The sequence below is a fragment of the Klebsiella sp. 2680 genome (assembly GCF_900198535.1).
Classification (GTDB): Bacteria; Pseudomonadota; Gammaproteobacteria; order Enterobacterales; family Enterobacteriaceae; genus Klebsiella; species Klebsiella indica.
The window spans coordinates 1-24,717 of record NZ_FZNJ01000004.1; the positions used below are offsets into that span (position 1 = coordinate 1).

The 24,717-nt window shown below is 53.5% G+C and carries 20 protein-coding genes and 2 pseudogenes; 12 read left to right on the plus strand and 10 right to left on the minus strand.

The features are described from left to right. Positions 1-587 precede the first annotated feature (587 nt). Positions 588-1,712, plus strand: a complete 1,125-nt coding sequence (locus FN037_RS17165) for a cupin domain-containing protein (RefSeq protein WP_142502783.1) — start codon at positions 588-590, stop codon at positions 1,710-1,712. A gap of 69 nt (positions 1,713-1,781) precedes the next feature. Here FN037_RS17165 and surE read toward each other — a convergent pair whose 3' ends face one another. Beyond that, positions 1,782-2,657: a 5'/3'-nucleotidase SurE gene (gene surE / locus FN037_RS17170; protein ID WP_138362990.1), complete on the minus strand. Its 876-nt coding sequence runs from the start codon at positions 2,655-2,657 to the stop codon at positions 1,782-1,784. A gap of 494 nt (positions 2,658-3,151) precedes the next feature. Here surE and FN037_RS17175 point away from each other — a divergent pair, with 494 nt between their 5' ends. Beyond that, positions 3,152-3,931, plus strand: coding sequence for a histidine phosphatase family protein (locus tag FN037_RS17175; protein ID WP_138362989.1), 780 nt, complete (start codon positions 3,152-3,154; stop codon positions 3,929-3,931). Positions 3,932-4,015: 84 nt separating this feature from the next. After that, a complete protein-coding gene (locus tag FN037_RS17180) occupies positions 4,016-5,359 on the plus strand; it encodes an OprD family outer membrane porin (RefSeq protein WP_142502784.1) in 1,344 nt (447 codons plus the stop codon). A 123-nt stretch (positions 5,360-5,482) separates the two neighbouring features. Here FN037_RS17180 and FN037_RS17185 read toward each other — a convergent pair whose 3' ends face one another. The 4 genes and pseudogenes from FN037_RS17185 to FN037_RS17205 all read right to left on the minus strand — a co-directional run bounded on the left by FN037_RS17185 (position 5,483) and on the right by FN037_RS17205 (position 10,854). Beyond that, positions 5,483-6,496 carry a fimbrial protein gene (locus FN037_RS17185; RefSeq protein ID WP_142502785.1) on the minus strand — a complete coding sequence of 338 codons (1,014 nt, stop codon included), beginning with the start codon at positions 6,494-6,496 and terminating at the stop codon, positions 5,483-5,485. 17 nt (positions 6,497-6,513) lie between these two features. Continuing rightward, a complete protein-coding gene (locus FN037_RS17190; RefSeq protein ID WP_142502786.1) occupies positions 6,514-9,015 on the minus strand; it encodes a fimbria/pilus outer membrane usher protein in 2,502 nt (833 codons plus the stop codon). A gap of 11 nt (positions 9,016-9,026) precedes the next feature. Continuing rightward, positions 9,027-9,704, minus strand: coding sequence for a molecular chaperone (locus FN037_RS17195; RefSeq protein ID WP_142502787.1), 678 nt, complete (start codon positions 9,702-9,704; stop codon positions 9,027-9,029). A gap of 227 nt (positions 9,705-9,931) precedes the next feature. Beyond that, positions 9,932-10,854, minus strand: a pseudogene (locus FN037_RS17205) (IS5 family transposase). A gap of 179 nt (positions 10,855-11,033) precedes the next feature. Between FN037_RS17205 and FN037_RS17210 the strand changes: the two are divergent. Then, positions 11,034-12,266, plus strand: a pseudogene (locus FN037_RS17210) (dipeptide ABC transporter ATP-binding protein); the annotation flags it as partial. Between the two features lie 50 nt (positions 12,267-12,316). Here FN037_RS17210 and FN037_RS17215 read toward each other — a convergent pair. Together FN037_RS17215 and FN037_RS17220 are read right to left on the minus strand one after the other, a co-directional pair. Continuing rightward, positions 12,317-12,961 carry a TenA family protein gene (locus FN037_RS17215; protein WP_142502788.1) on the minus strand — a complete coding sequence of 215 codons (645 nt, stop codon included), beginning with the start codon at positions 12,959-12,961 and terminating at the stop codon, positions 12,317-12,319. Continuing rightward, complete coding sequence (locus FN037_RS17220; RefSeq protein WP_142502789.1) at positions 12,961-13,806, minus strand: BtpA/SgcQ family protein; 846 nt, start codon at positions 13,804-13,806, stop codon at positions 12,961-12,963. The genes FN037_RS17215 and FN037_RS17220 overlap by 1 nt, the downstream gene beginning before the upstream one ends. Positions 13,807-13,836: 30 nt before the next feature. Between FN037_RS17220 and FN037_RS17225 the strand changes: the two genes are divergently transcribed. After that, positions 13,837-14,706 (plus strand): PfkB family carbohydrate kinase, encoded by an 870-nt coding sequence (locus tag FN037_RS17225; RefSeq protein ID WP_142502790.1) that lies wholly within the window; start codon positions 13,837-13,839, stop codon positions 14,704-14,706. A gap of 10 nt (positions 14,707-14,716) precedes the next feature. Here FN037_RS17225 and FN037_RS17230 read toward each other — a convergent pair whose 3' ends face one another. Then, on the minus strand, positions 14,717-15,661 hold the full coding sequence (locus tag FN037_RS17230; RefSeq protein ID WP_142502965.1) for a substrate-binding domain-containing protein: 945 nt from the start codon (positions 15,659-15,661) through the stop codon (positions 14,717-14,719). Positions 15,662-16,043: 382 nt separating this feature from the next. On the opposite strand from FN037_RS17230, the gene FN037_RS17235 reads away from it, so the two are divergent. From FN037_RS17235 to FN037_RS17260, 6 genes are all read left to right on the plus strand, one after another. After that, positions 16,044-17,057, plus strand: a complete 1,014-nt coding sequence (locus tag FN037_RS17235; RefSeq protein WP_142502791.1) for a LacI family DNA-binding transcriptional regulator — start codon at positions 16,044-16,046, stop codon at positions 17,055-17,057. Positions 17,058-17,413: 356 nt separating this feature from the next. Then, positions 17,414-18,160: an ATP-binding cassette domain-containing protein gene (locus FN037_RS17240; RefSeq protein ID WP_142502966.1), complete on the plus strand. Its 747-nt coding sequence runs from the start codon at positions 17,414-17,416 to the stop codon at positions 18,158-18,160. A gap of 19 nt (positions 18,161-18,179) precedes the next feature. After that, the gene (locus tag FN037_RS17245; protein WP_171034946.1) at positions 18,180-19,181 is read left to right on the plus strand and encodes an ABC transporter permease; all 1,002 of its coding nucleotides are present in this window, start codon (positions 18,180-18,182) and stop codon (positions 19,179-19,181) included. 8 nt (positions 19,182-19,189) lie between these two features. Continuing rightward, on the plus strand, positions 19,190-20,269 hold the full coding sequence (locus FN037_RS17250) for a phosphotriesterase (RefSeq protein WP_142502967.1): 1,080 nt from the start codon (positions 19,190-19,192) through the stop codon (positions 20,267-20,269). Between the two features lie 11 nt (positions 20,270-20,280). Then, complete coding sequence (locus tag FN037_RS17255) at positions 20,281-21,039, plus strand: glutamine amidotransferase (protein WP_138362974.1); 759 nt, start codon at positions 20,281-20,283, stop codon at positions 21,037-21,039. Further along, positions 21,036-22,142 carry a M20 family metallopeptidase gene (locus FN037_RS17260; protein ID WP_142502792.1) on the plus strand — a complete coding sequence of 369 codons (1,107 nt, stop codon included), beginning with the start codon at positions 21,036-21,038 and terminating at the stop codon, positions 22,140-22,142. Before FN037_RS17255 ends, FN037_RS17260 begins: the two co-directional genes overlap by 4 nt. Before the next feature lie 201 nt (positions 22,143-22,343). Here the strand turns inward: FN037_RS17260 and FN037_RS17265 are convergent, their stop codons facing one another. Continuing rightward, positions 22,344-23,555, minus strand: coding sequence for an FAD-dependent oxidoreductase (locus FN037_RS17265; protein WP_142502793.1), 1,212 nt, complete (start codon positions 23,553-23,555; stop codon positions 22,344-22,346). 130 nt (positions 23,556-23,685) lie between these two features. Here FN037_RS17265 and FN037_RS17270 point away from each other — a divergent pair, with 130 nt between their 5' ends. Further along, the gene (locus tag FN037_RS17270; RefSeq protein WP_260607915.1) at positions 23,686-23,946 is read left to right on the plus strand and encodes a hypothetical protein; all 261 of its coding nucleotides are present in this window, start codon (positions 23,686-23,688) and stop codon (positions 23,944-23,946) included. 8 nt (positions 23,947-23,954) lie between these two features. Here the strand turns inward: FN037_RS17270 and FN037_RS17275 are convergent, their stop codons facing one another. Continuing rightward, positions 23,955-24,716 carry an amino acid ABC transporter ATP-binding protein gene (locus FN037_RS17275; RefSeq protein ID WP_138362962.1) on the minus strand — a complete coding sequence of 254 codons (762 nt, stop codon included), beginning with the start codon at positions 24,714-24,716 and terminating at the stop codon, positions 23,955-23,957. Position 24,717 lies beyond the last annotated feature (1 nt).

Sequence of the window (24,717 nt, forward strand, 5' to 3'; positions counted from 1 at the left end):
TCGTGAATTAAACTTCGTAATGAATTACGTGTTCACTCAGAGACTTGGTATTCATTTATTGTCCGAAGACATTAAGAATCCATGTCACTTTGAGTGCCCACACAGATTGTCTGATAAATTGTTAAAGAGCAGTTGCGACGCGCTTCAGCGCCTGTCGCGAGGTGGCGTATAATACGCTTTCCTCTTACAGAGTCAACCCGTTATTTAAGGATTTTTCTCTGCAACCGACCGGATTGTTTGTGAAGTGATTCACGTCTGCCGTGTCAGTGGAGGCGCATTATAGGGAGCTCCCGGGATATAGCAACCCTTAAAATACAAAAAACTTATCAACCGCTCATAATTTAATCTTCTAGCCACAACTGTCTATGTACACGAAACAGAACAAAGCCAGATATTGCATGGTCTGTCGCGACTTTCGGTCAAAAATAACACTTTGTGAAAATTAGCACTGTCCTCATCGACTCTTCTTTTTTCTGCATCTTTACGCCCGGTTGACGACTTAAGCAACAGCCTTGACCCATGACAAAGCGGCGTGTGGTTGCATGTTTCTATAATCAGGGCCGTTTCTTCTTATCTGGTGTAAACCTATGGCTTATCAACTCAACATTAACAGGCCCGAGTTTTTAGAAAAATACTGGCAAAAGCAGCCGGTAGTATTAAAGAACGCTTTCCCGAACTTCGTCGATCCGATTACGCCAGATGAGCTGGCAGGGTTAGCTATGGAGCCAGAAGTCGACAGTCGGCTGGTAAGCCTGAAGCACGGCCAATGGCAGGCCAGCAACGGTCCATTTGAACATTTTGATGATCTCGGCGAAACCGGCTGGTCATTACTGGCACAGGCCGTAAACCACTGGCATATGCCCGCAGCAGAACTGGTGCGCCCCTTCCGCGTGTTGCCAGACTGGCGTCTGGACGATCTAATGATCTCCTTTTCGGTGCCTGGAGGCGGAGTCGGCCCGCATATCGACCAGTATGACGTCTTCATTATTCAGGGTATGGGCAGCCGTCGCTGGCGAGTGGGCGATAAACTGCCGATGCGTCAGTTCTGCCCACATCCAGCGCTGTTACATGTCGAACCGTTCCCGCCGATTATTGATGAGGATCTGTGCGCCGGCGATATTCTGTACATCCCACCGGGATTCCCACATGACGGGATTACCCACGAAACGGCGCTGAACTACTCTGTCGGCTTCCGGGGACCAAATGGTCGCGATTTAATCAGCAGTTTTGCTGATTACGTGCTGGAGAATGATCTCGGCAGCGAGCACTACAGCGATCCGGATTTAACCTGCCGCCAACATCCGGGCAGGGTGGAAGAGTATGAACTCGAACGTCTGCGCGGCATGATGATCGAAATGATTAGCCAGCCGCAAGATTTCACGCAGTGGTTTGGCAGCTTCGCCACCACTTCACGTCACGAACTGGATATTGCACCTGCTGAACCGCCCTATGAAGAAGAAGAAATTGTCGATGCGCTACTGGGCGGCGAAATGCTGACTCGCCTGAGCGGCCTGCGCGTACTACATATCGGCGATTGTTTCTTTGTGAATAGTGAACAACTGGAGCCTACGGACCCTCAGGCCCTGGACGCGCTTTGCCGCTATACGCTCCTGAGTAAACATGAATTGGGTGAGACGGCGCTACGCAACCCGGCCTTTATTACCGAATTGACTCGTTTAATTAATCAGGGATACTGGTTCTTCAACGAATAATATTCATCATCAATTTATGGAGAAGACGCGGATTGACGCGTCTTCTTTATATTGCATATCGCTATATCGTCATTTTCCGAGCAGAGTCTCATATTGCGCCTGGTATTGCGGCGCATTCCATGAACCATCAAACAGAGTGTAAGTAACATATCCTTTGTTCAACCAGCCTGAATCATTATCTCCTTCCGCTGGTTTTATCGCTTCCGGATTCATCGTCTGTTTTGCCGTGCCATCAGGGAGTAGTTCATAACCAATCTGCGGCGCAGGAAATTGTTCATTCCCAACATAATGAATGCCTTTAATTTCAGCCGACGGCAGCGGCGGATAGTTAATGCTCAGTCCCGATCCCTGCGGCAAAATTGGGTTACCCGGTTTATGGGCGGCATTCAGTTTATCCACCAATGAGACAACATAATCCACTGAATCGGGCCAATATTTATGCGTGCTCGGCCACTTGTTTTTCATCTCTTCTTCCGTGAAGCGATAACCAATGCTGGCCGCTATCGCCGGGAAACCATAGCGTAAAGCACGGGCCGCGGCACTCACGGTACCGGAGTTAACCTGCGCCATACCGGTATTGGGGCCATCGTTGACACCCGAAATAACCAGATCCGGCGGCGTATCTTTCAGAACGCCCCACAGGCCAAAATCCAGCGCATCCGCGGGCGTTCCCGGAAAGCAGTAGCGCTTGTCAGCAACTTTTTTAACGTCAAAAATTTTACCCGTCTTAAAGGTAATTGCCGAACCAATACCGCTCTGGTTGGTTGTCGGCGCCACCATCCAGACGTCATACCCTTTGGCGGCCAGTTTTTCCTGCAACGAGGTCGTGCCCACAGACTGGCAACCATCATCATTAACCAGCAGTATTTTCAGCGGTTTTTCAGCAGCCTGTACGCTGGCGGAAGATAGCGCCAAAATGGCGGCGGTCAGGATTTTCGTTCTCATCTTCACTCCTTATTGGGTAGCAGAGCTATTTCTTCGACAAAAAAAAACCTAAGACGCCTGTCGTCAGCCAAATTGACGTACAAGAATCTTAGGTTTTGCCTGCGGTCAGTAACAATCCCAGATAGAGAGAGGAAAATAACGTCAGAGCGTGGAAGAGTCCAGTCGCAATCACTGAATTTTGTGACAAAGCTCAATCCCTGATAATAATCCCAATTCAAAATCACCTATTAGTCCGAAAATTAAATTCAGAATAAAACCCTACCATCAGAATTACCGTCATGAAGATGATCACATTTATTGATATTCATAATACGCAGAAGATGCCTTTTCTCATCTTTAGTGATAACGTCTCCGGTGTTGGATTGTTACTGTTAAGAGCAGGCGAAACCTACATCGGATAGCACCGGCGAACATAATGTTATTTATGTTCCACATCGGGTATCTGACGTAGGTTTTTTTTTGCATATAAAAAGACCATTCAGATGGAGAATAATATGAAGAAATGGATAGTCGTATTAATGATGGCGGCAGGCGCAGCAACCTGCTCTGCGACTGAAGTTAAACATGACGATGGCGTGAATATCTATTTCGCTCGCCATGGAAAAACACTGCTGAATACGTTTGACCGTGTTCAAGGCTGGGCCGATTCACCGCTCACCGAAGACGGCATTCGCGTTGCCCGCTATCTTGGCGAGGGGTTAAAAGGCATTCCATTTGATAGTTTTTATTCCAGCGATGCCGGACGTCAGCGTGAAACCATGCATGTTATCCTCAAACAAGCCGGAGTAAGTAATTACCAACTCACTGAGCTAAGCGGTTTGCGTGAAGCGTTCTTCGGCGGTTTCGAAGGTGGCTATAACAAAGAGATGGCTGCGGCAGGTGCCAGGCAGTTAGGTCTTAAAGATGGCGCGGCGCTTTTCAGCCAAATGAAAGCAGGAAAACTATCCGTCGATACCAACCAAAATGCGCTGGCTGCTGCCGATCCAAAAGGAATGGCGGAAAATTATCAGCAGGTAAAAACCCGCACCCAGGCAGCCCTGCGCACTATCGTTGAGAATGCGCAGGCGCGTGGGGAAAAAAATGTGCTGGCGATTTCATCCGGTACCGCAATGCAAATTATGATTTCAGATTTAACGGACGATAACGCAAAAAATAAACCGCTCGCCAATGCTGCCGTGGTAAAAATAATTTATAACGACGGTAAATATATCATTCCTGAAATCGGCACGATGAAGTATGTTGAAGCCGGGAAACGTGCTCTCGACAAACAATAATATTCGCATTTAATTATTCATTACGGCAGGCTTCAGGCGAAATGACCTCGCCTGAATCACTACTTCCCGACTCTGGGGTTTATTATGAAATTCAATACTATTACAATCGCCATTATGATGCTGGTAATTCCCGCCAGTGTCTGGTCCGCCCCCCAACAAAGCAACGTTAAAGAACGCGATATGGTCGACACCGTGCTCGAGGATCCATTATTTAGCCAGTCACATATGAACGTATCTTTTAAAAACTACTGGAAATATCTGAAGGAAGAAGAAAGCGGGCCGAAAAGAGTCCACAATGCCTGGGGTCAGGGGGTCGCCATTGATTATCAGTCCGGCTATTTTGCCGATATTATTGGCTTTGACGCGACCTGGTATAGCGCGGTAAAGCTTGGTGCCAGCGATTACTTTAACTCCCGCGGCGTGCTCTACAACAACGGCAGCGGTAATAAAAAAAGTAATGCTGAAGGCTTTTCAAAATTCGGTCAACGCAACGTTAAGCTGCGATACCAACTGGAAGGCGTCGGGCTGAATGGCCGCTGGGGCTGGCAAACGATGAAAAATTTTGGCGTAATATCCAATTCAACCCGGCTCTCTCCGACCACCTACTTTGGCTGGACCGGCGCCGTGAACTACGGCCCATTCACCCTGCGCGGCGCTTACATTGAAAGCGCAATGGATCGTAACTCACCGGATAAGAAGCGCTTCCAGACCAACAGTGGGCGCTATATTAACCATATCGCCAGCGGCGATATTCAGTGGAAAAGCGAACGGCTGAACATGCAATACAGCTATGGCGAAAGCGATGACTATCTGCGCCGCCATATTCTGTTTGCCAATCTCAAGCCGATAAAAGCGCTGAACATTGGTACCCAGGTGTACGCTACTCACGCGTTGGATGCGTACAAAGCCATGCCGGCAAACAAGCGTGATTTTGACGACGATGCCTGGCATATCGCCATGGATGTTAAATGGCAGGACGATAAATGGAGTACCAAATGGGGTCTGGGCTATACCGATGCCAACAAGACCAATGCGGTGGGCTTCTATCCGCGTCATATGAGCAAAAACTCGCGGGGAACCTTTACCTCCATGGCCTATGCCGGTAATGACTATATGCGCGATGGCGAACTGGTGCTCTCGAATATGTCGGACTACAACCTGACACCAGAACTGGCTATCGGCCTGGCAGGCAATATTGCCCAGTTCAACTACCGCGGCAATCATGTTCGCACGGGGGAAATCAACGCTTTCAGCCGCTGGGTGCCGTCGCACCCAAGGCTGAAAAATCTCACCGTCTGGGCGATGTTTGGACCGGGCTGGTCGTATAAGATGAGTGGCAAAACCCCGGTGCTTACCGATGGTGATTACCGTCGCGCTAACTCGCTCTCTTCGGAAGTGATTATCGAATATAAGTTTAACGTGTTCTGATAAATCGGCCCCGCCGCCATCGGCGGGGAAATCTGGCAACACGCGTCACCTGAATTCAGCGTTCTCAGATATTCCACCGCGACAAACGGCTGAATAAAATACCATTGGGCGCTGACAATATCACTATTGATACGTCATCGTGAATGACAGCACACCGTTCGCGCTACCGGTAGTCACGCGATCGCCGGTCTGATAATAGCGCGCTTTGAGCGGCACGCTGAATGATCCACCAGCAGAGGACGCGCCAACGGCGACATCGGAACCCAACGCCATCGGCTGATTGTTATAAAGCAATTGGATCCCAACCCCAGTGGCAGCGTCTGTTCCTCCGGTGGTATTAATCACCCCTTTAGTCGCATCAAAAATATTCCCTTCCATCTTCACGCTAACCTTCGTTCCGGCATTGCAGGTCATCGGCAGATTAAACGACTGAGTGTATGCATCCCCGGGCGTGGATCCTTTGCCATTAAATTCATTTTTATCCACCTCACGCATATCAACAGGTATTGATGCCGTCGTCAGCTTACAGGCTGGTGTGGTAACCGTAAACGCATTGATATTGACGGCGGCATCCGGGGATTGCCAAAGCAATGAGTTATTCAACAGGACCAGCGCACCTACCGTTTTGGCGGTTATCGTTCCGGAGCCAGTTTCTGTTGCAGTTTTATAAAACGTCACCGTGACAGTGCCATTCAACGTGGAGCTCACCATTCCGGTGGTGTTCTCACAGAGTCTGGCGGTATTAACATCTCCCCGGAGCGTATTACTGCCGGTGACCGCCGCGCTACCGCCCGCACATTTTGTCGTTGAACCCGATATCGCATAGCCAATACCGTCGATGTTGGTTTTATAAACGCGCAAACCGTTCACCATCGAATCGAAGGTACCGTTCGCCTTCACACCTAAAACCTGATTAGAGATAACGCCCTCCGCAGAATCGTAGCAACTAAACGCATTAATTGTCGGGGTCACGAGCTGCGTGCCGATAACCGCGCCAACAGGCAAATCTCGCGATATTGTAATACTTTGCGGCGATACGGTGGTTGACGACGTTAATGTTGTGCAATTCCAGGCCTGGACTGCATGGGAAAACATCCCCAGTACAGCAAAAATCAGGGTGACTAAAATATGTTTCATGTTTCTTTCTCTCCTGCTCAATGGCATTGCGCAGTAACGTTGTGCGTTTTGTCTGAAATCTGCGTTATCTGATATGTTGCATGACAGCTCTCGCCTCCCCAGCGAACCTCTACGGTTCCCTTTTCCGGCGCGCCGTTTAGCCAGACCCGCATACGCTCATCAACAATTCCATCCGTCATGTTGTCGCGGTTTTTAATTTCGGCCGTTGCCCCGAAAGGGATCGCTTTCCCGGTCAGTTGCAACATGATTCTGTAACCCGTTACGGTGGGGTAATCAGCCAGGACCAAAGCGCCTTTAGTTGGGACTACCGTACGAGTGTCATTGAGCACATCGGTATTTTTATTCAATGTCGCGGTATCCAGCGATAGATTGTTCTGCCGATACGGCGTGACGTATGGCACCACGGCAAAACCTTTATTGTCGGTGTAGATACCGCTGTTATTTGCCACCTTCACCCCGGCGGCGTTATCCGCTTTTACCAGTGCCAGGGTCTCACCGAGAGGCTGAGTCGCGGCAATACCATACGGGTGAACCACCAGCCCGCCCATTGCCCCAACGGAAAACTGACTGTTATCACGAGAGTAGCTATAGCCAAGCTGATACTCACCATGACGACCTTTATAATTAACCGAGGCGCTCCCCATCGTATCGGAGCCTTTGCTGTTATAGCCCTGCTGTACGTTCCAGCTCAGGTTTTTGTCTTCCAGCGCTGCACCAGATAATCCCATCTGTGAAACGGTATCTCCTTTCTTATTGCTGTTAGCAGATAAGGTCATCCAGCTGTCCGGCAGAAAACGTGAGAGTGGGATCTGCACGGTAAAAGCGACAATATGATCGTTGTCATGACGCCATGGGCCTTTCGAGTAGCTGTAGTTCAGGCCATAATTGATGTTGTTAACGCTGGTGTTGTATCCCAGGTTAACGCTACTCTCGCTATCGCCACCCCAGTAATCCTGCTGCCAGGCTGAGAGATTTATGTTGCCCCAGTCGCCGAGCCGTTGATTCAGCGTGATTTGCGCCTTACTGCGTTTATTACGCTGATAGCGCCAGTTGTCATCAAGACGAGTTTCATCGTCCGCGATGCGAAACGGATTTACATCGCCGTTTGCTTCCTGAAAATCGCGAAAGCCCGATGAGGAATAGCGATACCCCGTCAGACTCAGGGACGTCCCCGTTGTCGCAAAATCTTTAGCATACTGCGCGCGTAGCGAAACCCCTTCCTGTGTCTTCTCGGGTAATTGCGAACGGGCAAACGTGGTGTCAAAAGAGAGTGAGCCCAAATCGCCAAACCCCTTACCCATACCCAATGCGCCAGCCCGGTAATTTCCGGAAAGCAGCGTCCCGCCATAAACCGTCGTATCCCACGGCAAACCATAGCTCAGCGTGGTCTGCAGAAATGTCGGTTCCTTATCCTGGTCGTTTGCCGCCCGATATTTCCCCGCCGCCAGCGCATATTTGAACTGACCTTCCCGTTGCATCACCGGTACCGCAGAAAACGGTTGGATAAACTGATGCACCGAACCATCCGCTTCGCGTACTGAGACGTCGAGATCGCCGCTGGCAGCGGTAGGATAAAGATCGTCAATCACGAAAGGTCCCGGGGGAACATAAGACTGCCAGATAATATTCCCGCCCTGACGTATGGTGACCTGAGCATTGCTCTGTGCGATACCGCGTACCACCGGGGCAAACCCACGCACGCTTTCCGGCAACATCGAATCATCGGAATAAAGCTGGGCGCCACGAAAATTAACGCTGTCGAATACGCCAGCCTGGGTATAACCGTCGCCTACGCTAAATTGGCTTTTCAGCCTTTTGATATCCCGCTCAAGGGACGTACCGATAGTATTCCAGCGACTCACTCCATCACTGTTGTTATAGGTTGAATAATTACGTAGCCGCCAGGATCCCACATTGAAACCACTGCGCAGATTTAAATAGCTGTCGTTCCGTGAGTTGCCGTTGCTATGGTTATTAGCAGCAGAAAAGTTGTAATTCAAAAACAGCATATTCAGCCCATCATCCCACTGCACTGGCGATACAGATCCCTGAGGATCCCGTCGCAGATACTCCTGCGGCATGGAGAGCTCAAGCCGCATGCCATTAAACTGGAAATGAAGCTGGCTGCCGGGCAGGAGAGCGCTGATATTTTCGACCGATGCCGACTCCTGCACATCCATCCAGCCAGGCTGCGCATTCGGTTTCACGCCCCATTGGGTAAAATCTGCACGTGTCAGAACCGGCACCAAATCACTTTCATTACCGATGAAAGTGATATCGCGTGAGTCGACATAGCTCCCGTTGAGATAAACATCGACATGATAAACACCGGGAATCTGCCCGTCGGCTTTGCTAAAACGGGAGATATCGATATCACGTGGAACATTTCCACGGGTTTCAATAAAATCCGGGGCAAAATAATCCTCAGCCAGTAGCACAGGAGCGTGCATGCATAAATAAATAAGCACAGATAACTGAGTTAATTTCACATAACCTGACACAGCATTGACATGGAGCATGAATGATTAACCTAAATTTTAAATTTATGTTCAGCCGTAATACCTCCAAAATCATTGATCGCACGCCACGATACTTCACCACCAGTTACCGCTGCCTGAGATAGCGATACTGTTTGAAATGGTAAAACCATTGGAGGTTTTTCTAATTCTTTGCCATTAACTTTCACATCATAGAGCGACACGCTATAAGGTGACGGATTATGCACATTCAGCTTTCCACCAGCCGTTGAAAAAGTTAATTGCTGATAAGCTAATGAAGGGTCGCCTTTTAATCCCGCCGGGCGATAAAAAATCTTCATTTTACTTTTCACTGCAATCAGCAATGCGTTTTTCGCATCCGCCGATGATGAAGGTATTGATTTAATATTCAGCCAATATACACTTTCCCTGTCCTGAGGTACGGTGTTGTCAGTTAACATTACGCGAACCGAATTCTGTGCATGTGGGTTTAATTTAAATAACGGCGGCGTGGTAATAAAAACACTATCACCATCGTCACTGTTTTCACTGTTACTGACCCATGACTGAATTAAATACGGTGTATTATCCGGGTTACTCACACTGATAGCCGCCTGTTGGCCACTACCGTTATAAACAAGTCGGGTACCGCCTATTTCCACGCCACTGATCGCCGTTGCTGAGACAAGTAACAGACTCACCACGACTTTTTTTAATACTTTCTGAAACATGAAGAGATCCTGAGAGAGTCAGGGCCACAAGGGGCCCTGCTTTTACTGGTAAGTCACGGTAAATGACGTAGAAGAATTTGCCGTTCCTGCGCCAACGGTGCCCGTTGCCATATATTTAGCGAAGTAAGTCAGCGTGTTATTAACATCTTCCTGCAGAGTCACGCTTGCTGAGGGGCTTTGTTGAATAAATCAGATTTGAGGCGAGTCTTCCTGTAACAGCTCACTGTTCAGGCAATGCGCACGCTTTCTGGCATACCCGCCTTCGTCATTTTGTTCAGTGCACGCACCATCGCCAAAGCCTCTGCAACCTGACCGTCGTAGTCCCGTAGCGCCAGCGAACCGCCTAACAACTGCTTTACCCTGTACATTGCCGTTTCGGCTATTGAGCGACGATTATAATCTGTCGTCCATTTCCACCGGGCATTGCTCCCGCTCAGCCGTTGATTTGCCACTGCACGGTTTCGGTCCGCATATTCACCCGGCCAGTAACCCGCGCCTTTCCGGGGAGGGATAAGTGCACTGATTTTCTTCCGACGCAGTTCGTCGTGGCATAACCGTGTATCGTAAGCCCCGTCTGCCGCCGCAGACTTTATTTTCCGGTGTGTCTGTCGGATAAGAGCCGGGAAAGCTTCAGCATCGGTCACATTGTTCAGCGACAGGTCTGCACAGATGATTTCATGTGTTTTTGCATCAACGGCCAGATGCAGTTTTCGCCAGATACGACGCAGCTCCTTGCCGTGCTTTTTCACTTTCCACTCGCCTTCACCGAAGACTTTCAGTCCTGTGGAATCAATCACCAGATGCGCTATTTCCCCCGGCTGGGTGTCTTAAAGCTGACATCAACCGACTTCGCTCGTTTGCTGACACTGGTGTAATCCGGGCAGCGCAAAGGAATGCCCATCAGGGCAAAAATGGAATCAATAAAGCCCTGTGCAGCCCGCAGGGTCAACCGGAAAACGCGCTTAACGACCAGAACGGTAGTGATGGCAAGGTCTGAATAACGCAGAGGTCTGCCTCGTGATGAGGGCGTTGCTGATTCGTACCACGCCTGAATGGCTTCGTCGTCCAGCCAGAAAGTGACGGAGCCGCGATGAATGAGGGCCTTGTTATAGGCCTTCCAGTTGGTAATTTTGTACTTCTGCTTTGCCACGATGTTGTCTGCATTATCAGGATAATGCGTGATCTGATCCTGCCGCTTGGCAAAAGTTCGATTTATTCAACAAAGCCCCCGCTAAATGAACCTGCGCGCTCCCGACATCCTGTTGATGTCCGCGGTGGCACTCGCCATACCTAGCGCTGGACCGCCGTGAACGACGCGGTTGGGTCAGCGCCATGGCGATGCTGTGCCAGCCTCAGGTACTTATTGCCGATGAGCCGACAACAGCCCTTGATGTCACTATCCAGGCACAAATCCTCGATCTGATGCGCGAGCTGCAGCAGACATTTTCTACCAGCCTGCTACTGATCACTCACGATATGGGCGTTGTGGCAGAAATGGCCGATGATGTGCTGGTCATGAATCACGGCAACATCATGGAGCAAGCCCCGGTAAAGACGCTGTTTACCTCACCAAAGACGCCCTATACCCGCCAACTGTTGCAGGCGGTACCGGTGCTGGGCCAGGCCCCCGCGCTGGCGCCGGTTAAACAAATCCAGCCTCTGCTCAGTATCCGCGACCTCAGTGTACGCTTCCCAGTGCGCGGCGACGGCCTGCGCGTACGCCGCGAAGTCCATGCCGTAGCAGGCGTCAGCTTCGATCTTTTCCCCGGCGAAACGCTGGGCCTCGTCGGTGAAAGCGGTTGCGGGAAATCCACAACGGCAAAGGCGTTGATGAATATGGTGCCGTTTAGCGGCAGCGCACAGCTTAACGGGCAGGAGCTACACGGCCTTCAGGGTGAGGCGTTAAGAGCCATACGGCGTGATTTGCAGATGGTGTTCCAGGATCCCTGGGCAGCACTCAACCCTCGCAAAACCATTTTCGATCTGGTAGGCGAACCGCTATTGATTCATGAGCAGACGCCAACAGCACGGCGCGCAGAGCGGGTGGCGCAATTGTTGCAGCAGGTCGGCCTGCCGACAGACGCGATGCGGCGGTATCCGCACCAGTTTTCCGGCGGCCAGCGCCAGCGTATCTGTATCGCGCGCGCCCTGGCGCTAAACCCCAAAGTGATTATCGCCGATGAATCGGTCTCTGCGCTGGATGTGTCAGTACAGGCGCAGGTGCTGACGCTGCTGGAGGATTTGCGCCAGCGCTACCAGCTCAGCTATCTGTTTATTTCCCATGACATGGCGGTAGTGGAACGCATCTGCCATCGCGTGGCGGTGATGTTTGGCGGCCAGATCGTTGAGATCGGCCCGCGCGATAGGGTGCTGCACCATCCACAGCATCCTTATACCCGGCACCTGCTCAGCGCCGTTCCCATGCCTGACGTCCAGCGCAAACGGGAAGCGCGTATCGCCAGTCCAGCGCCGGAACGTCCCGATCCCATCAAACCCCTCGGCTGGCGGGGGGAACAACAGCGCTTTATCGATTTTGGCGGCGGGCATCTTGCGGCTTGCTGAACGGCGAATACGTTGAACCGGCGGGCGCAACGGCGCGCCCGCTTATTTATTTAGGTCGCCAGCATGGCGGAGTGAAAATCAATTTCCCAGCGCAGAACATCGGCGTACAGGGCCGACAGACGCTGCTTTTGCGCGTCATCCATCCCCTGAGCGCAGCAATCGAGCTCCTCTTTCAGCCAGCAGGCCTGACCATAAAAGGCGTCGTCAACATGCATCTCCAGCCAAGCGCTCAGGTCGCTGTCCGCCTGCGGGCAGGCGGCGGCGCGGGCGCACCAGTGATAGTACATCCACTCGGCGCCGAACATCAGAGTAATGATGTCGGCATAGCCGCCGCGCTGCGCAGCCAGCAGCATGCCATGATGAAAACGCGCGATCCCCGGCGGGATCGGCTGGTATTTTTCCTTCTGCACGCCACGTCGTGCCAGCACCGCGTCAAACCAACCAAGCTGAGTGTCCACCAACGCATTCAGGCCGCCGATCAGCCAGCGTTGCCGGGAGAGAGATGGCGCATGGCTCACACCAAGCGCCACGATTTTTACCGCCGTCGCCACAAAGTCACCTTCATAGACCAGATAACGATGGAAATCCTCTTCGGCCAGCCGATTTTCCACTATCGCTTCCACAAATGGATGCCGCTGCATCGCCTGCCACAGCGCCTGATGTTCTCGCAATAAACGGTCGCTGAACGTTTCCATTACTCCTCCTCCAGCGCCGCCTGAGCCACGGCCATAAAGTGCTTCACGCGCGCCCGTTCAACCGGGTTCCACCACACCCCCTCCTCTTTCAGGGTGCTGGCGACGATAACCCCCTGAGTACGGCTAAGGATCTCCACCACGTTATCCGGCGTAACGCCGGAACCGACCAGTAAAGGGAGCGAGGTAGCACTGCGGATCTCATCAATTTCCGACAACGTGGCGCTATCGCCGGTACGTTGCCCGGTGGCAATCACCGCATCGGCCTCAAAAAACTCAACATCGCGGGTCAGTTCAGGAATCGAACGATCGGCAACTATAGCGTGGCTGCCATGTTTAACATGACTATCGGCAAAGACGCGGATGTGATTGGCCTGCAGCTGGTTACGGTAACGCAACGCCTTTGCCGCAGCGCCTTCGATAAAACCTTCATTGGCGATATAAGCATTGGCCCATTGGTTAACGCGCACAAAATCAGCCCCGCCCGCCAGCGCTGTCGCCAGCGCGGGAATGGCCGCATTCGCCAGCACGTTAATTCCCAGCGGAACCGGGAAACGACGACGAATATTGTCGGTGATTACCGCCATTAACGCTGCGGTTTCCGGGCCGATATCCTCCGGTTTTGAGAAAGGAATATCGCCATGATTTTCGACAATTAAGCCGTGAACGCCGCCTTCAAGATAATTTTCCGCATCCTTCAAGGCACGCTCAATAATATAACCCACCGTTTCCCCATGATATTTTGGCGCACCAGGAAAAGGTGCACAATGAATAACACCAATAACCGCTTTACTTCGTGAAAAAACATCTTGAATTGCGCTACTTTTTCCTGCTGATATAACACTCATAAATCAACCTCATATTTAAAGGAATCGGTTATGCATATTTATGTTGTCGGTAATATCACTGTCGATGAAATCTGGCGCTGTGCCTTGTTACCACAAAAAGGAGAATCTTTGCACGGCGAAAAAACAGCCCAGGATATTGGCGGAAAGGGTGCTAATCAGGCCATTGTTTTATCCCGCTGTGGACTACCAGTGACATTAATCGCTGGTAGCGGCAATGATTATTATGGCCAATGGATACATAATACCCTTCGCCAGGAGTCATTATTATTTTATCCCCAGCACGCAATATCAACACATAGCGACACCTCAATTATTTTCACCACCGAAGATGATGATAATGCCATTATGACCACCACTGCCGCCGCGGAAGCCCTCACGCTCGATATAATCGAACCGCTGTTAGCCAATGCGTGCCCCGGCGATATCTTGCTGCAACAGGGAAATTTTTCTGCCGCAAAAACCGGCTCGCTCTTCGCGCTTGCCCGCCGTAAACAGATGGTCACGGTCTTTAACCCTTCTCCGGTACACCCGGCGTTTGCCGCTCTCTGGCCGCTGGTCGATATCGCCGTACTTAACGAACACGAAGCCCGACTGCTACATCCTGACCCCGCCACCACGCTGATTGTGGAAACCCGCGGCGCGCTGGGCGCCCGACTCTATCACCATCAGGGGATTATCGACGTCGCCGCCGAACCGACAACGGTCGTCGATACCACCGGCGCAGGCGATACGTTCCTGGCGGTGATGCTGGCCTCCGCCCTGCGCAGGGAAACGCGCCCTGATGAACTGGCTCTGCGTCACGCCAGCCGTGCAGCGGCATTAACCATCAGCCGTAGCGGCACCCTGCAAGCCTTTCCCGATGCCAACATACTGGCCTCACTGTTGCAAAACAACGCGTGAGGCCCGCGGATTATTTAAAAAGCGGACGGTAGCTGTCGACGTTCGCTTTCGTGACTACCGTCGCCGGTACGTAAATGCTTTTTTCAACGGTCTTACCGCTGGCAATCGCATTCAGCGCTTTCACCGCTTCCTCCCCCATTTTGCGCGGATCCTGTTGCAATACCGCCGTGACATAACCGCCATCAATACCGGTAATGGCGCGAGCGGTGAGGTCCCAACCGAATATTTTGATCTCTTTTTGTTTACCCTGGTTTTCCACCGCCGCGATTGCGCCCAGCAAAGCCGGTTCGCCAGTGGCATAAATGGTGGTGAGATCCGGGTTACCGGTGATCAGGTTTTCCGCGGCGGTCATCGCGTCATCCTGAACGTTGCGCCCGTCGACAACGCTGGCGACAGAGATGCCATCATGGCCTTTTAGCGTGTCTTCAAACCCCTTCTGGCGCGCATTCTGGATAGCCGAGTTTAGCGCGCCAACAATACCGATTCGCGCTTTCCCACCGCTATTTTTAGTGACGTAATCCACGAAGTAGTGACCAATGATTTTACCGCCTTCGACGTTATCCACGCCGACCTGTGAAGCCTGCGGCCCGGAAGGAAGTACGGCATCAATAGCAATGACCGGAATATGTTTCGCCGCCGCCTCTTTTATCGCAGGCATGATACCATTAACATCAATGGCATCAACCATAATGCCTTTTACACCTTGCTGAATATAGTTTTCAATCGCATCATTCTGCGCCACCGGATTATTATTAGCATTAAAGATAACTAAATCCTTACCGCTTTTTTTGGCTTCTTCCTGTGCGCCTTTATTCATTTCATTAAAGAACAACGCCTGCTGGTTAATTTGTACTAACGCATAAGTTGGTGCGGCGGCAAACGCTCTTCCCCAAAACAGGGCAGACAGACTGAATGCGACCATTAATGCCATTTTTTTGCTGGTGTTGAGTAACATAGATAACGCCCTCGACAAAAGATAAAGGATGGTTAACCCCGGAAAACGGGGAATGTTCAGGCGGGACGAATAACGAAATACAGACGCCGGAATAGCGTTCTGGTAATGATCGAGCAGCAGGCCTTCCCTGCCATCCATTTATCTCAGGGAAAACATAAAAGCAGAAGCAACGTCGGGAACGGTTATTAAAATTCGCGTTTTGTGCCGACTTGTCAAGTGGCAAAAGTGTTATTTCAGGAAGACATAAGAAAAAACTATATTTTCTGAGTCAGCGAGCGTCTCTTATCGATCATGACAACCTGAACAACGGTTCAACAGAAAAGTATAACTTAACCACACTCTATGTTACTTATAAGGTTCCGACACTATCAGCAATGCCGCCATGATAAAAAAACGAGTCGTTCTTTCCGATGTCGCCCAGCGAGCAGGCGTTTCCAAAGCCACGGTTTCGCGCTATCTCAACCGCAGCCTGGCGCTACCTCAAGACACCGCAGACCGGATAGAGGCCGCGATTCGTGAGCTGGATTATCGCGGCAACAGCCTTGCACGCCGCCTCAGCAAAGGCGGTAGTGAAACCCTGGGGCTGGTGCTGCCTGATATCACCAACCCCTTTTTCGCCGAACTGGCGGATGCCGCGGAAGAAGCGGCGTCCGCACAGGGTTATAGCCTGGTGCTGTGCATTACTCGCAACAATCCAGAAAAGGAGCGCCAGTTTATTCGCTGGCTGGATACCTGCCAGGTCGATGGTCTGCTCTTCACCACCAACCGCCCCGATGATGGCCTGCTCCGCCGTGAAATTCAGCGCCACCAGCGCATCGTGCTGCTGGATGAAGATATTCCCGGCAGCAGCGCCCCCAAAGTCTTCGCCGACAATCTACAGGGCGGGCGGTTAGCCACCGAGCAACTGATCGCCGCCGGACACCGCCGCATCGCTTTTATCGGTGGCCCGGACGCGTTAATGAGCGTACGCGAGCGTTATCAGGGGTTTTGCGAGGCGCTGGCGCTGGCGGGGCTTAACTGCCCGCCAGAATGGGCGATGTATGGTCAATATGAGCGTGAATATGGCGCCCGTGCGCTCGACCATCTGCTCTCTTATGATGAACCGCCAACCGCAATTTTCGCCGCCAGCGACTTTCTGGTGCTGGGGATACTTGACGGTCTACGCGCCCGGCATCTGCAGGCGCCGGAAGCGTTATCGGTCGTGGGTTTCGATGACGCCAGCTACGCCGAATTCACCCAGCCACGGATTTCGACAATCCGCCAGCCGGCCCATCAAATGGGGCACACCGCTGTCAATCTGATGTTACGTCTGCTGCGCGGCGAAAGCGTTGCGGATCAAACCCGTTTGCCCGTTGAATGGATCGCCAGAGACTCTATTCGCACGTTGATGCACTAAATCAGAGCATCTTTTGCACACTCTTAGCACATTTTATCGCCACATCCCCTTTTACCTTCCGCTCGAAGTAAACCGGTTTACTTAACACATCATTAATAATCACTGTTTACTCATACAGTTAGCAGACTTACTCGCCACCTTTCCTGCAACTGGCACGTTTGCTGCTTTAATCACCATGGCGAACGAGTACCGAATACAGCAGCAGAAACCAAAGGGCGTCGTGTCATCATGAAGTAAACCGGTTTACAAGAAGTGAACCGCCGGATGATACGCCGCCCGACCGCAACGTCATCGACCATCTATACATTTTTGGGAGTAATGGCATGCATCAACAGGCAGCACCGGCCCGCGTCGAAATGGTGGACATCACCAAGACATACGGTTCGATACGCTCATTGCGCGGCGTTAATCTTCAGCTCGCTCCCGGCGAAGTGCTGGGACTGGTGGGAGACAACGGCGCCGGTAAATCCACGCTAACCAAGATCCTCTCCGGCGCGGTTGTTCCCACCAGCGGTACAATTCGTATCGATGGTGTCGAGCAGCGATTTCTGACGCCATCCGACGCCCGTCGCTGCCAGATCGAAATGGTGTATCAGGATCTGTCGCTGTGCGATACCGTCAACGTCGCCGGTAATCTGTTTATGGGCCGAGAACCGATTAAAAAAATCCTCGGCCTCCCCTTTCTTGACGAAGCCAAAATGCATGCCGACGCGCGCAACATGCTAAAAGGTTTAGGGATCTCGATCCCCGATACCAAAGTGATGGTGCGTAATTTATCCGGCGGTCAGCGTCAGGCTATCGCCATTGCCCGCGCAGCCGCGTTCAATCCTAAAGTGCTGATCATGGATGAACCCACCGCCGCGCTGGCGGTGGCCGAAGTGGAGGCGGTGCTGACGTTGATCAAGCGGGTAAGCGCCCGCGGCGTCAGCGTCATTCTGATCACCCACCGTCTACAGGATCTCTTTCTCGTCTGTGACCGCATTATGGTGATGTATGAAGGCACCAGCGTCGCCGAACGGCAGGTCCGTGATACCAGCCTGGCGGATATCGTTAACCTGATCGTCGGAGAGAAATTTACCGCTCACTCCGCTCGCGCCCATTAAGGGGATATCGATGAGTATGATTAATCTATCCAGCCCGCGCGTCATGCAACACTCGCTACCGAAGCGCATTATGCACAGCCACTCCGGGGTGGTCAGCATTGCGCTGTTTTTTGTCTTCTGTTGCGTGGTCTTTTCGCTGATCACCGGCAACTTTCTCACCGGCAGCAACTGGCTGAATATCATCCGCCAGACCGCGCCACTGTTGATCGTCGCCAGCGCAATGACCTTTGTGATCACCACCGGGGGGATCGACCTTTCCGTTGGTTCAACCCTGGCGCTGGTGGGCGCGCTGTCGGCGATCGCCCTTAATCAATGGGGAGTGCCGTGGCCGGTCGTATTGATCGGCGGTCTGCTGGTGGGGGCGCTGATCGGCGCGATCAATGGATTCTTTATCGCCCGTGAAGGGATCCCGGCGTTTATCGTCACGCTGGCGACGCTGGCGATCGTGCGTGGCATCGCGCTGCTGATCACGCAGGGTTATTCAATTCCGGTGCCGGAAGACAACCCGTTTATCCAGATGGGACGGGCCTGGGTGTTCGGCGTACCTATGCCAGCGCTCATTGGCATCGCGGTACTGATTGTCGCACATATCACGTTGAATCATATGCGTTTTGGCCGCTACGTTACCGCAATTGGCGCCAACGCGGAGGGCGCGCGACGCGGCGGGATCAATACCCAGTCTGTGACGATACGCGTATACATGCTCAGCGGTATGGCCGCCGCGCTGGCGGGGATGATCATCACCGCGCGTCTTGGTAGTGGATCCTCCAACCAGGGGGAAGGCTTTGAGTTACAAGTGATTGCTGCGGTCGTACTCGGCAGTACCAGTCTGTTCGGCGGATTCGGCACCATTATTGGCAGTCTGTTGGGGGCGCTTTCCATCGCAGTGATCCAGAACGGGCTGATTCTCTCGCATATCTCCCCGTTCTATACCCAGATTGCCACCGGCGCCATCATCCTTCTGGCGATCTGGCTGAACACCCGCATTCTCAATCCGGTTCGCCGCCCGGCTAAGGAGTAACCATGAACGTGAAAGGATCCATTTTTCGTCATCCACAGCCATTGCCGGTTGGCGTGAACGGTGGCCACGTAATGACCGTTCTCGGCCCGATGCCGCTGGCGAAAATGGGGGTTACCCTGATGCACGAGCATATTCTGCTTGATGCCGCCGGGAAATGGGTTGCTCCCTGCTGCTGTAGCGATCGGCATATTGCCGAAGCGCCGGTGAGCATTGAAAATCTTGGCGAGCTGGCGATGAATCCGCTGATGAGCCGCGATAATTGCCAGTTGTTCGATGTCGATACAGCGATAGCCGAACTGCTCAAATTTCGTGCTCTGGGGGGCGACACCGTGGTCGACCCTACCAACCTCGGGATTGGCCGCGACCCACGGGCATTGCAGCGCATTTCACGCCTGACCGGACTCAATATCGTGATGGGCACCGGGCTCTACCTTGAGCCATCGCATCCGGAGTGGTCAAAAGCGCTGGACGTCGCCACGCTCGCCGACAAACTGATCTACGACGTCGGCGGCAAAGAAGAGAAGCCCGCGGTGATTGCCGGGCTGATTGGCGAAATTGGCGTCTCCAGCCGTTTTACGCCGCTGGAAGAGAAATCGCTGCGTGCGGCGGGACGCGCCAACGCCGCCACCGGCGTGCCGATTGAAGTACATCTTCCGGGATGGGAGCGGCTGGGACACAAGGTGCTGGATATCCTTGAAGAGGAAGGCGCCGACCTGCGCCACACCGTACTGTGTCATATGAACCCCAGCTTTGCGGATAAGACCTATCAGCGCGATCTCGCCCGACGCGGCGCGTTTCTCGAATATGACATGATCGGGATGAGCTACTACTACGCCGACGAATCGGCACAGTCCCCCTCCGATGAGGAGAACGCCCGCGCCATCCGCGAGCTGATCGACGACGGCTTTATTCAGCAAATTCTGCTCTCGCAGGACGTCTTTTTGAAAACCATGCTGACTCGCTACGGCGGCCATGGTTATGGCTACATCCTCAAACATTTTGTTCCGCGTCTGCGCCGTCACGGCGTCAGCGACGAACAACTGGAAACGCTGATGATCGCTAACCCGCAGCGCGTCTTCGGCGGCTAATGGAGAAATCAATGAAAAAATCAGTTTTACTGGTCGGCGAATCATGGACCAGCAGCGCCACGCACGTAAAGGGTTTTGATCAGTTCTTTACCGCCACTTTTCACAGCGGGGCGGACGCGTTTATGCAGGCGCTGGCGGACAGCGACTATGCCGTCACCCACATGCCGGCCCATGAAGCGCAAAACCACTTTCCGCTGACTCTTGAAGCGCTGCAGCAGTGGGATGTGATTATTCTTTCCGATATCGGCGCCAATACGCTGCTGCTGCATCCGGATACCTGGCTGAAGAGCAAACGGACCGCCAACCGCCTGACGCTGCTGCACGATTACGTGGCGGCAGGCGGCAACCTGATGATGATCGGCGGCTACTTTAGTTTCCAGGGGATTAACGGCGCGGCCCGTTTCCGTAACACCGCTGTCGAAAAAGTGCTGCCGGTACGCTGCCTGGCGTGGGACGACCGGGTAGAAACGCCAGAAGGCTGCTACGCCGAAACGGTCGCCCGTCATCCGGTGCTGGACGGGCTGGACGGTGAATGGCCATGGCTGCTGGGTTATAACGAGGTGGAAATGCATCCGCAGGGCGAACTGCTGGCGACCATCGCCGGAACCGGCCATCCGCTGCTGGCGGTACGTCAGTATCAGCGCGGACGCTCCCTGGTCTGGACCAGCGATATGTCGGCCCACTGGCTACCGGAGGCGTTCAGCGCCTGGGATGGCTATCGCCGCCTGTGGATTAACGCGCTCGACTGGCTAACCGGGGCGCGCCAATGAATACTCCCTCGCTCGCCCTCGCCCGTCAGTTGCTGAGCTTCGATACGATCAACCCTCCAGGCCATGAAGCGGAGTGCATGGCGTTCCTGGCCGACTGGCTGCGGGAACGAGGATTTCAGGTCTCGTTGTCGACCTTTGGCGAAGGGCGCTGCAATCTGCTGGCCCGTTTACCCGGCCAGCAAAACGGTTTACCGCTGGCCTTCACCGGACATCTGGATACCGTTCCTCTCGGCGACGCCTCGTGGACTCGCGATCCGTTTGGCGAAGTGGATGGCGACCGGTTATATGGCCGTGGTGCCAGCGACATGAAAGCGGCGATCGCCGCTTTTCTTTGCGCCTGCGTCGCGCGGTTGGAAGAAATCCGCGCGGGGAGTGGCGTAGTGCTGTTGTTGACCGGCGGGGAAGAGACAGGCTGCGATGGCGCGCAGGCGATGCTGTCACAGGGGCAGTTACCCGGCGTCGGGGCGCTGATCGTCGGCGAACCGACGGCGAACTATCCTGTCATCGGACATAAAGGGGCACTCTGGCTACGCTGCCGTACCAGGGGAAAAACCGCCCACGGCGCGATGCCGGAACTGGGGATTAACGCGATTTATCGGGCAGCAGACGCCTTGCAAACGATCCGTCATTTCTCGCCTGGCCCGCCGCATCCGCTGATGCGCCAGCCGACGCTGAACGTCGGGAGGATAAGCGGCGGGCTGAATATCAACTCCGTCCCGGACAGCGCCGCGTTCGATGTAGATATCCGTACCGCGCCAAATCTCCGGCACGCTGATATTTGCACGCGCCTGCATCAGCATCTGGGGGAAGACGTGCGCCTTGAAACATTAGTGGATCTGCCCGCCGTACTCAGCGATACGGATACGCCGTGGATCCGCGATCTGTTCCGCCTGTGCCAGCCTTTACACCCGCAACCGCTGGTTCCGCGCATCGTTCCCTATTTCACCGATGCCTCGCTGCTGCTGCCTGCGCTTAATACGCCACCGTGTATTATTCTCGGCCCCGGCGAACCCTCGATGGCGCATCAGACCGATGAATACTGCGAGCTGGGCAAACTCGCCGCCGCCGAGGCGCTCTATCAACAGATTATCGCGGCCTACTGAACGACCTGCATGGTCGGATATCGGTATTAAGGCCCCTCTCTTCCCTGATGATGCGAGATGAGACAACGACCATCACGTTCAGCAATCAGAATCAGGGAAGCACAGACGCTCAGCATCATGGCCTGAGATGTCGTCAGCGACAACAGTGTGAGCTTTGGTAAACGGGCCTCAGCAGATGGCGAAGGCGGCATCCCCATGCCGCTAAGACATCCGTGGCGTTTCGCGGCGGAACCCAAGGCCGATGATGCGGCCGACTAACCGCGGCAGCCAGCGGCTGTTGCTGAGCCAGGTCATCAAACGGGAGCGGCCCGCCGGACGGCGTTTTTTCGTCCTGCGCCGGCTCATTTTGATTTGTAAAAATTGCGTGGCTTTAGTGGGAAAATCACGCCGCCGCTGCACCCGCCGCAGATGTTTTAGCTGCAAACGCCGCTGGCGCAGCGGCAGGATAATAGCGTTAGCGGCCGCCACCGCATCCTGAATCGCCAGATTGACGCCCACTCCGCCGATCGGCGACATCGCGTGCGCCGCGTCGCCGATGCACAGCACGCCCGGCTTCGCCCACTGCTTCAACCTGTCGATACGGATGCTCAACAATCTGACCTGCTCCCAACTGACAATCTCCTGAAAGCGATCGTCCTGGAACGGAGCCACCCTCGCCACCTGCAGCAAGAATTTCTCCAGTCCGTTCTGTCGGATCGTCGTGAAACTCCCCTTCTCGATCGCATAGCCGCACTGCCAGTAATCGCCGCGATCGATCATGATAAAGTTACGCTTTGGCCCGGAATGACCCATCGACCATGACGGATCGCCCACTTGTTTACTGAGTTTCATCCACAGCAGATCCCGCGGCATGCCAAATGATCGGCTGCTGAGCGCTGCTTTTTCCCGCACCACGGAGTGCCTGCCGTCGGCGCCGACCACCAACTGGCAGGCAACGTCGATCGGCCCTTCCTGGCTGTCCGCCAGTACGCCGCACACCTGGCCCTGCTTATAGCGCAGCGCGATCACCTGCGCCGACTGTATCAGGGTGAAATGGGAAAAAGCGGCGGCCTGTCCGGCGAGGAAACTGAGGAATTCCCACTGCGGCATGAAGGCGATAAATTTGCAGCGCGTCGGCAGGTGGGAGAAGTCGGCCAGCATCACGTTGCGCCCGCCGATCTCCGCCCACAGGCTTTCCGCGCGCTGGTGCGGCAACATCAGGAGATCGTCGAGCAGACCAAGCTGGTGCATAAGCTCCAGCGTGGAAGGGTGAATGGTGTCGCCGCGAAAATCACGCAGAAAATCTGCGTGCTTCTCCAGTACCGTCACGTCAATGCCCGACCGGGCTAACAGATAACCGAGCATTAACCCGGCAGGGCCGCCGCCTACGATGCAGCAATCGGTAGTGTAAGACGCAATCGAGGATGATGACATGCTCTTAAGTCCCCGTGGAACGACGCGGCTGCAGTAAACCGACGCGTCGTGGAAGAAATGCACTATTGATAATGATTATCAATATCACAAAGGCTGTCAACCCAATGTCTTTGTGAAGAGGCGCTAAGCGTTGCGCTACAGCATACCGGTGATCGAGAATGAGGCATACGCCGCGCTGGCAACGCAGCATATCGCCACTTTCAGCGAACTGATTCCCGAACTGACCTGGTATCTCAGCGGGGTAGCGAAATGCTTCGGTGCCGGCTGCGCACGGCATTTGTTAAAGGGCCGGATAAAACGCAATACGCAGTTGCTGGCGGGGACGCTGCGCGTGTTGGACGTCTCTGGCCGGCCTCTTCCTTTTCCCCCTCGGCCTAAGCGAGGGGGATGATCGAGCGTCTAGTGAATAACCTGCGACAGAAATGCGCGGGTACGCTCTGACTTCGGCTGAGAGAAGAACTCCTGCGGGGGCGCCTGCTCCACAATCTCCCCGCGATCCATAAAGATCACCCGGTCAGCCACCGTGCGGGCAAAGCCCATTTCATGGGTAACGCACAGCATCGTCATACCGTCTTCTGCCAGACCAATCATGGTATCGAGCACCTCTTTAACCATCTCCGGGTCAAGGGCGGAAGTCGGTTCATCAAATAACATGATTTTGGGCTTCATACACAGCGAACGGGCAATCGCGACGCGCTGCTGCTGGCCGCCGGACAGTTGTCCCGGAAATTTATGCGCATGCTCAGCAATACGTACCCGCTGCAGATAGTGCATTGCCAGCTCTTCCGCCTCTTTTTTCGGTATCTTACGTACCCAGGTCGGCGCCAGCGTACAGTTCTGTATAACAGTCAGGTGCGGGAAAAGATTAAAGTGTTGAAATACCATACCGACTTCCGTTCGCACGCGTTCTATATTGCGAACATCATCGTTGAGATGAATACCATCCACCACGATACGCCCTTTCTGATGTTCTTCGAGGTGGTTGATGCAGCGAATCGTGGTCGATTTGCCCGACCCTGAAGGCCCGCAGAGCACAATACGTTCGCGCGGTTTCACCTGCAGGTTAATATCTTTCAGCACATGGAATTGTCCGTACCATTTATTCACATTTTCGAGCGAAATCATCATTGCGTCAGCAGAATTAATCATAGATTGTGTCATA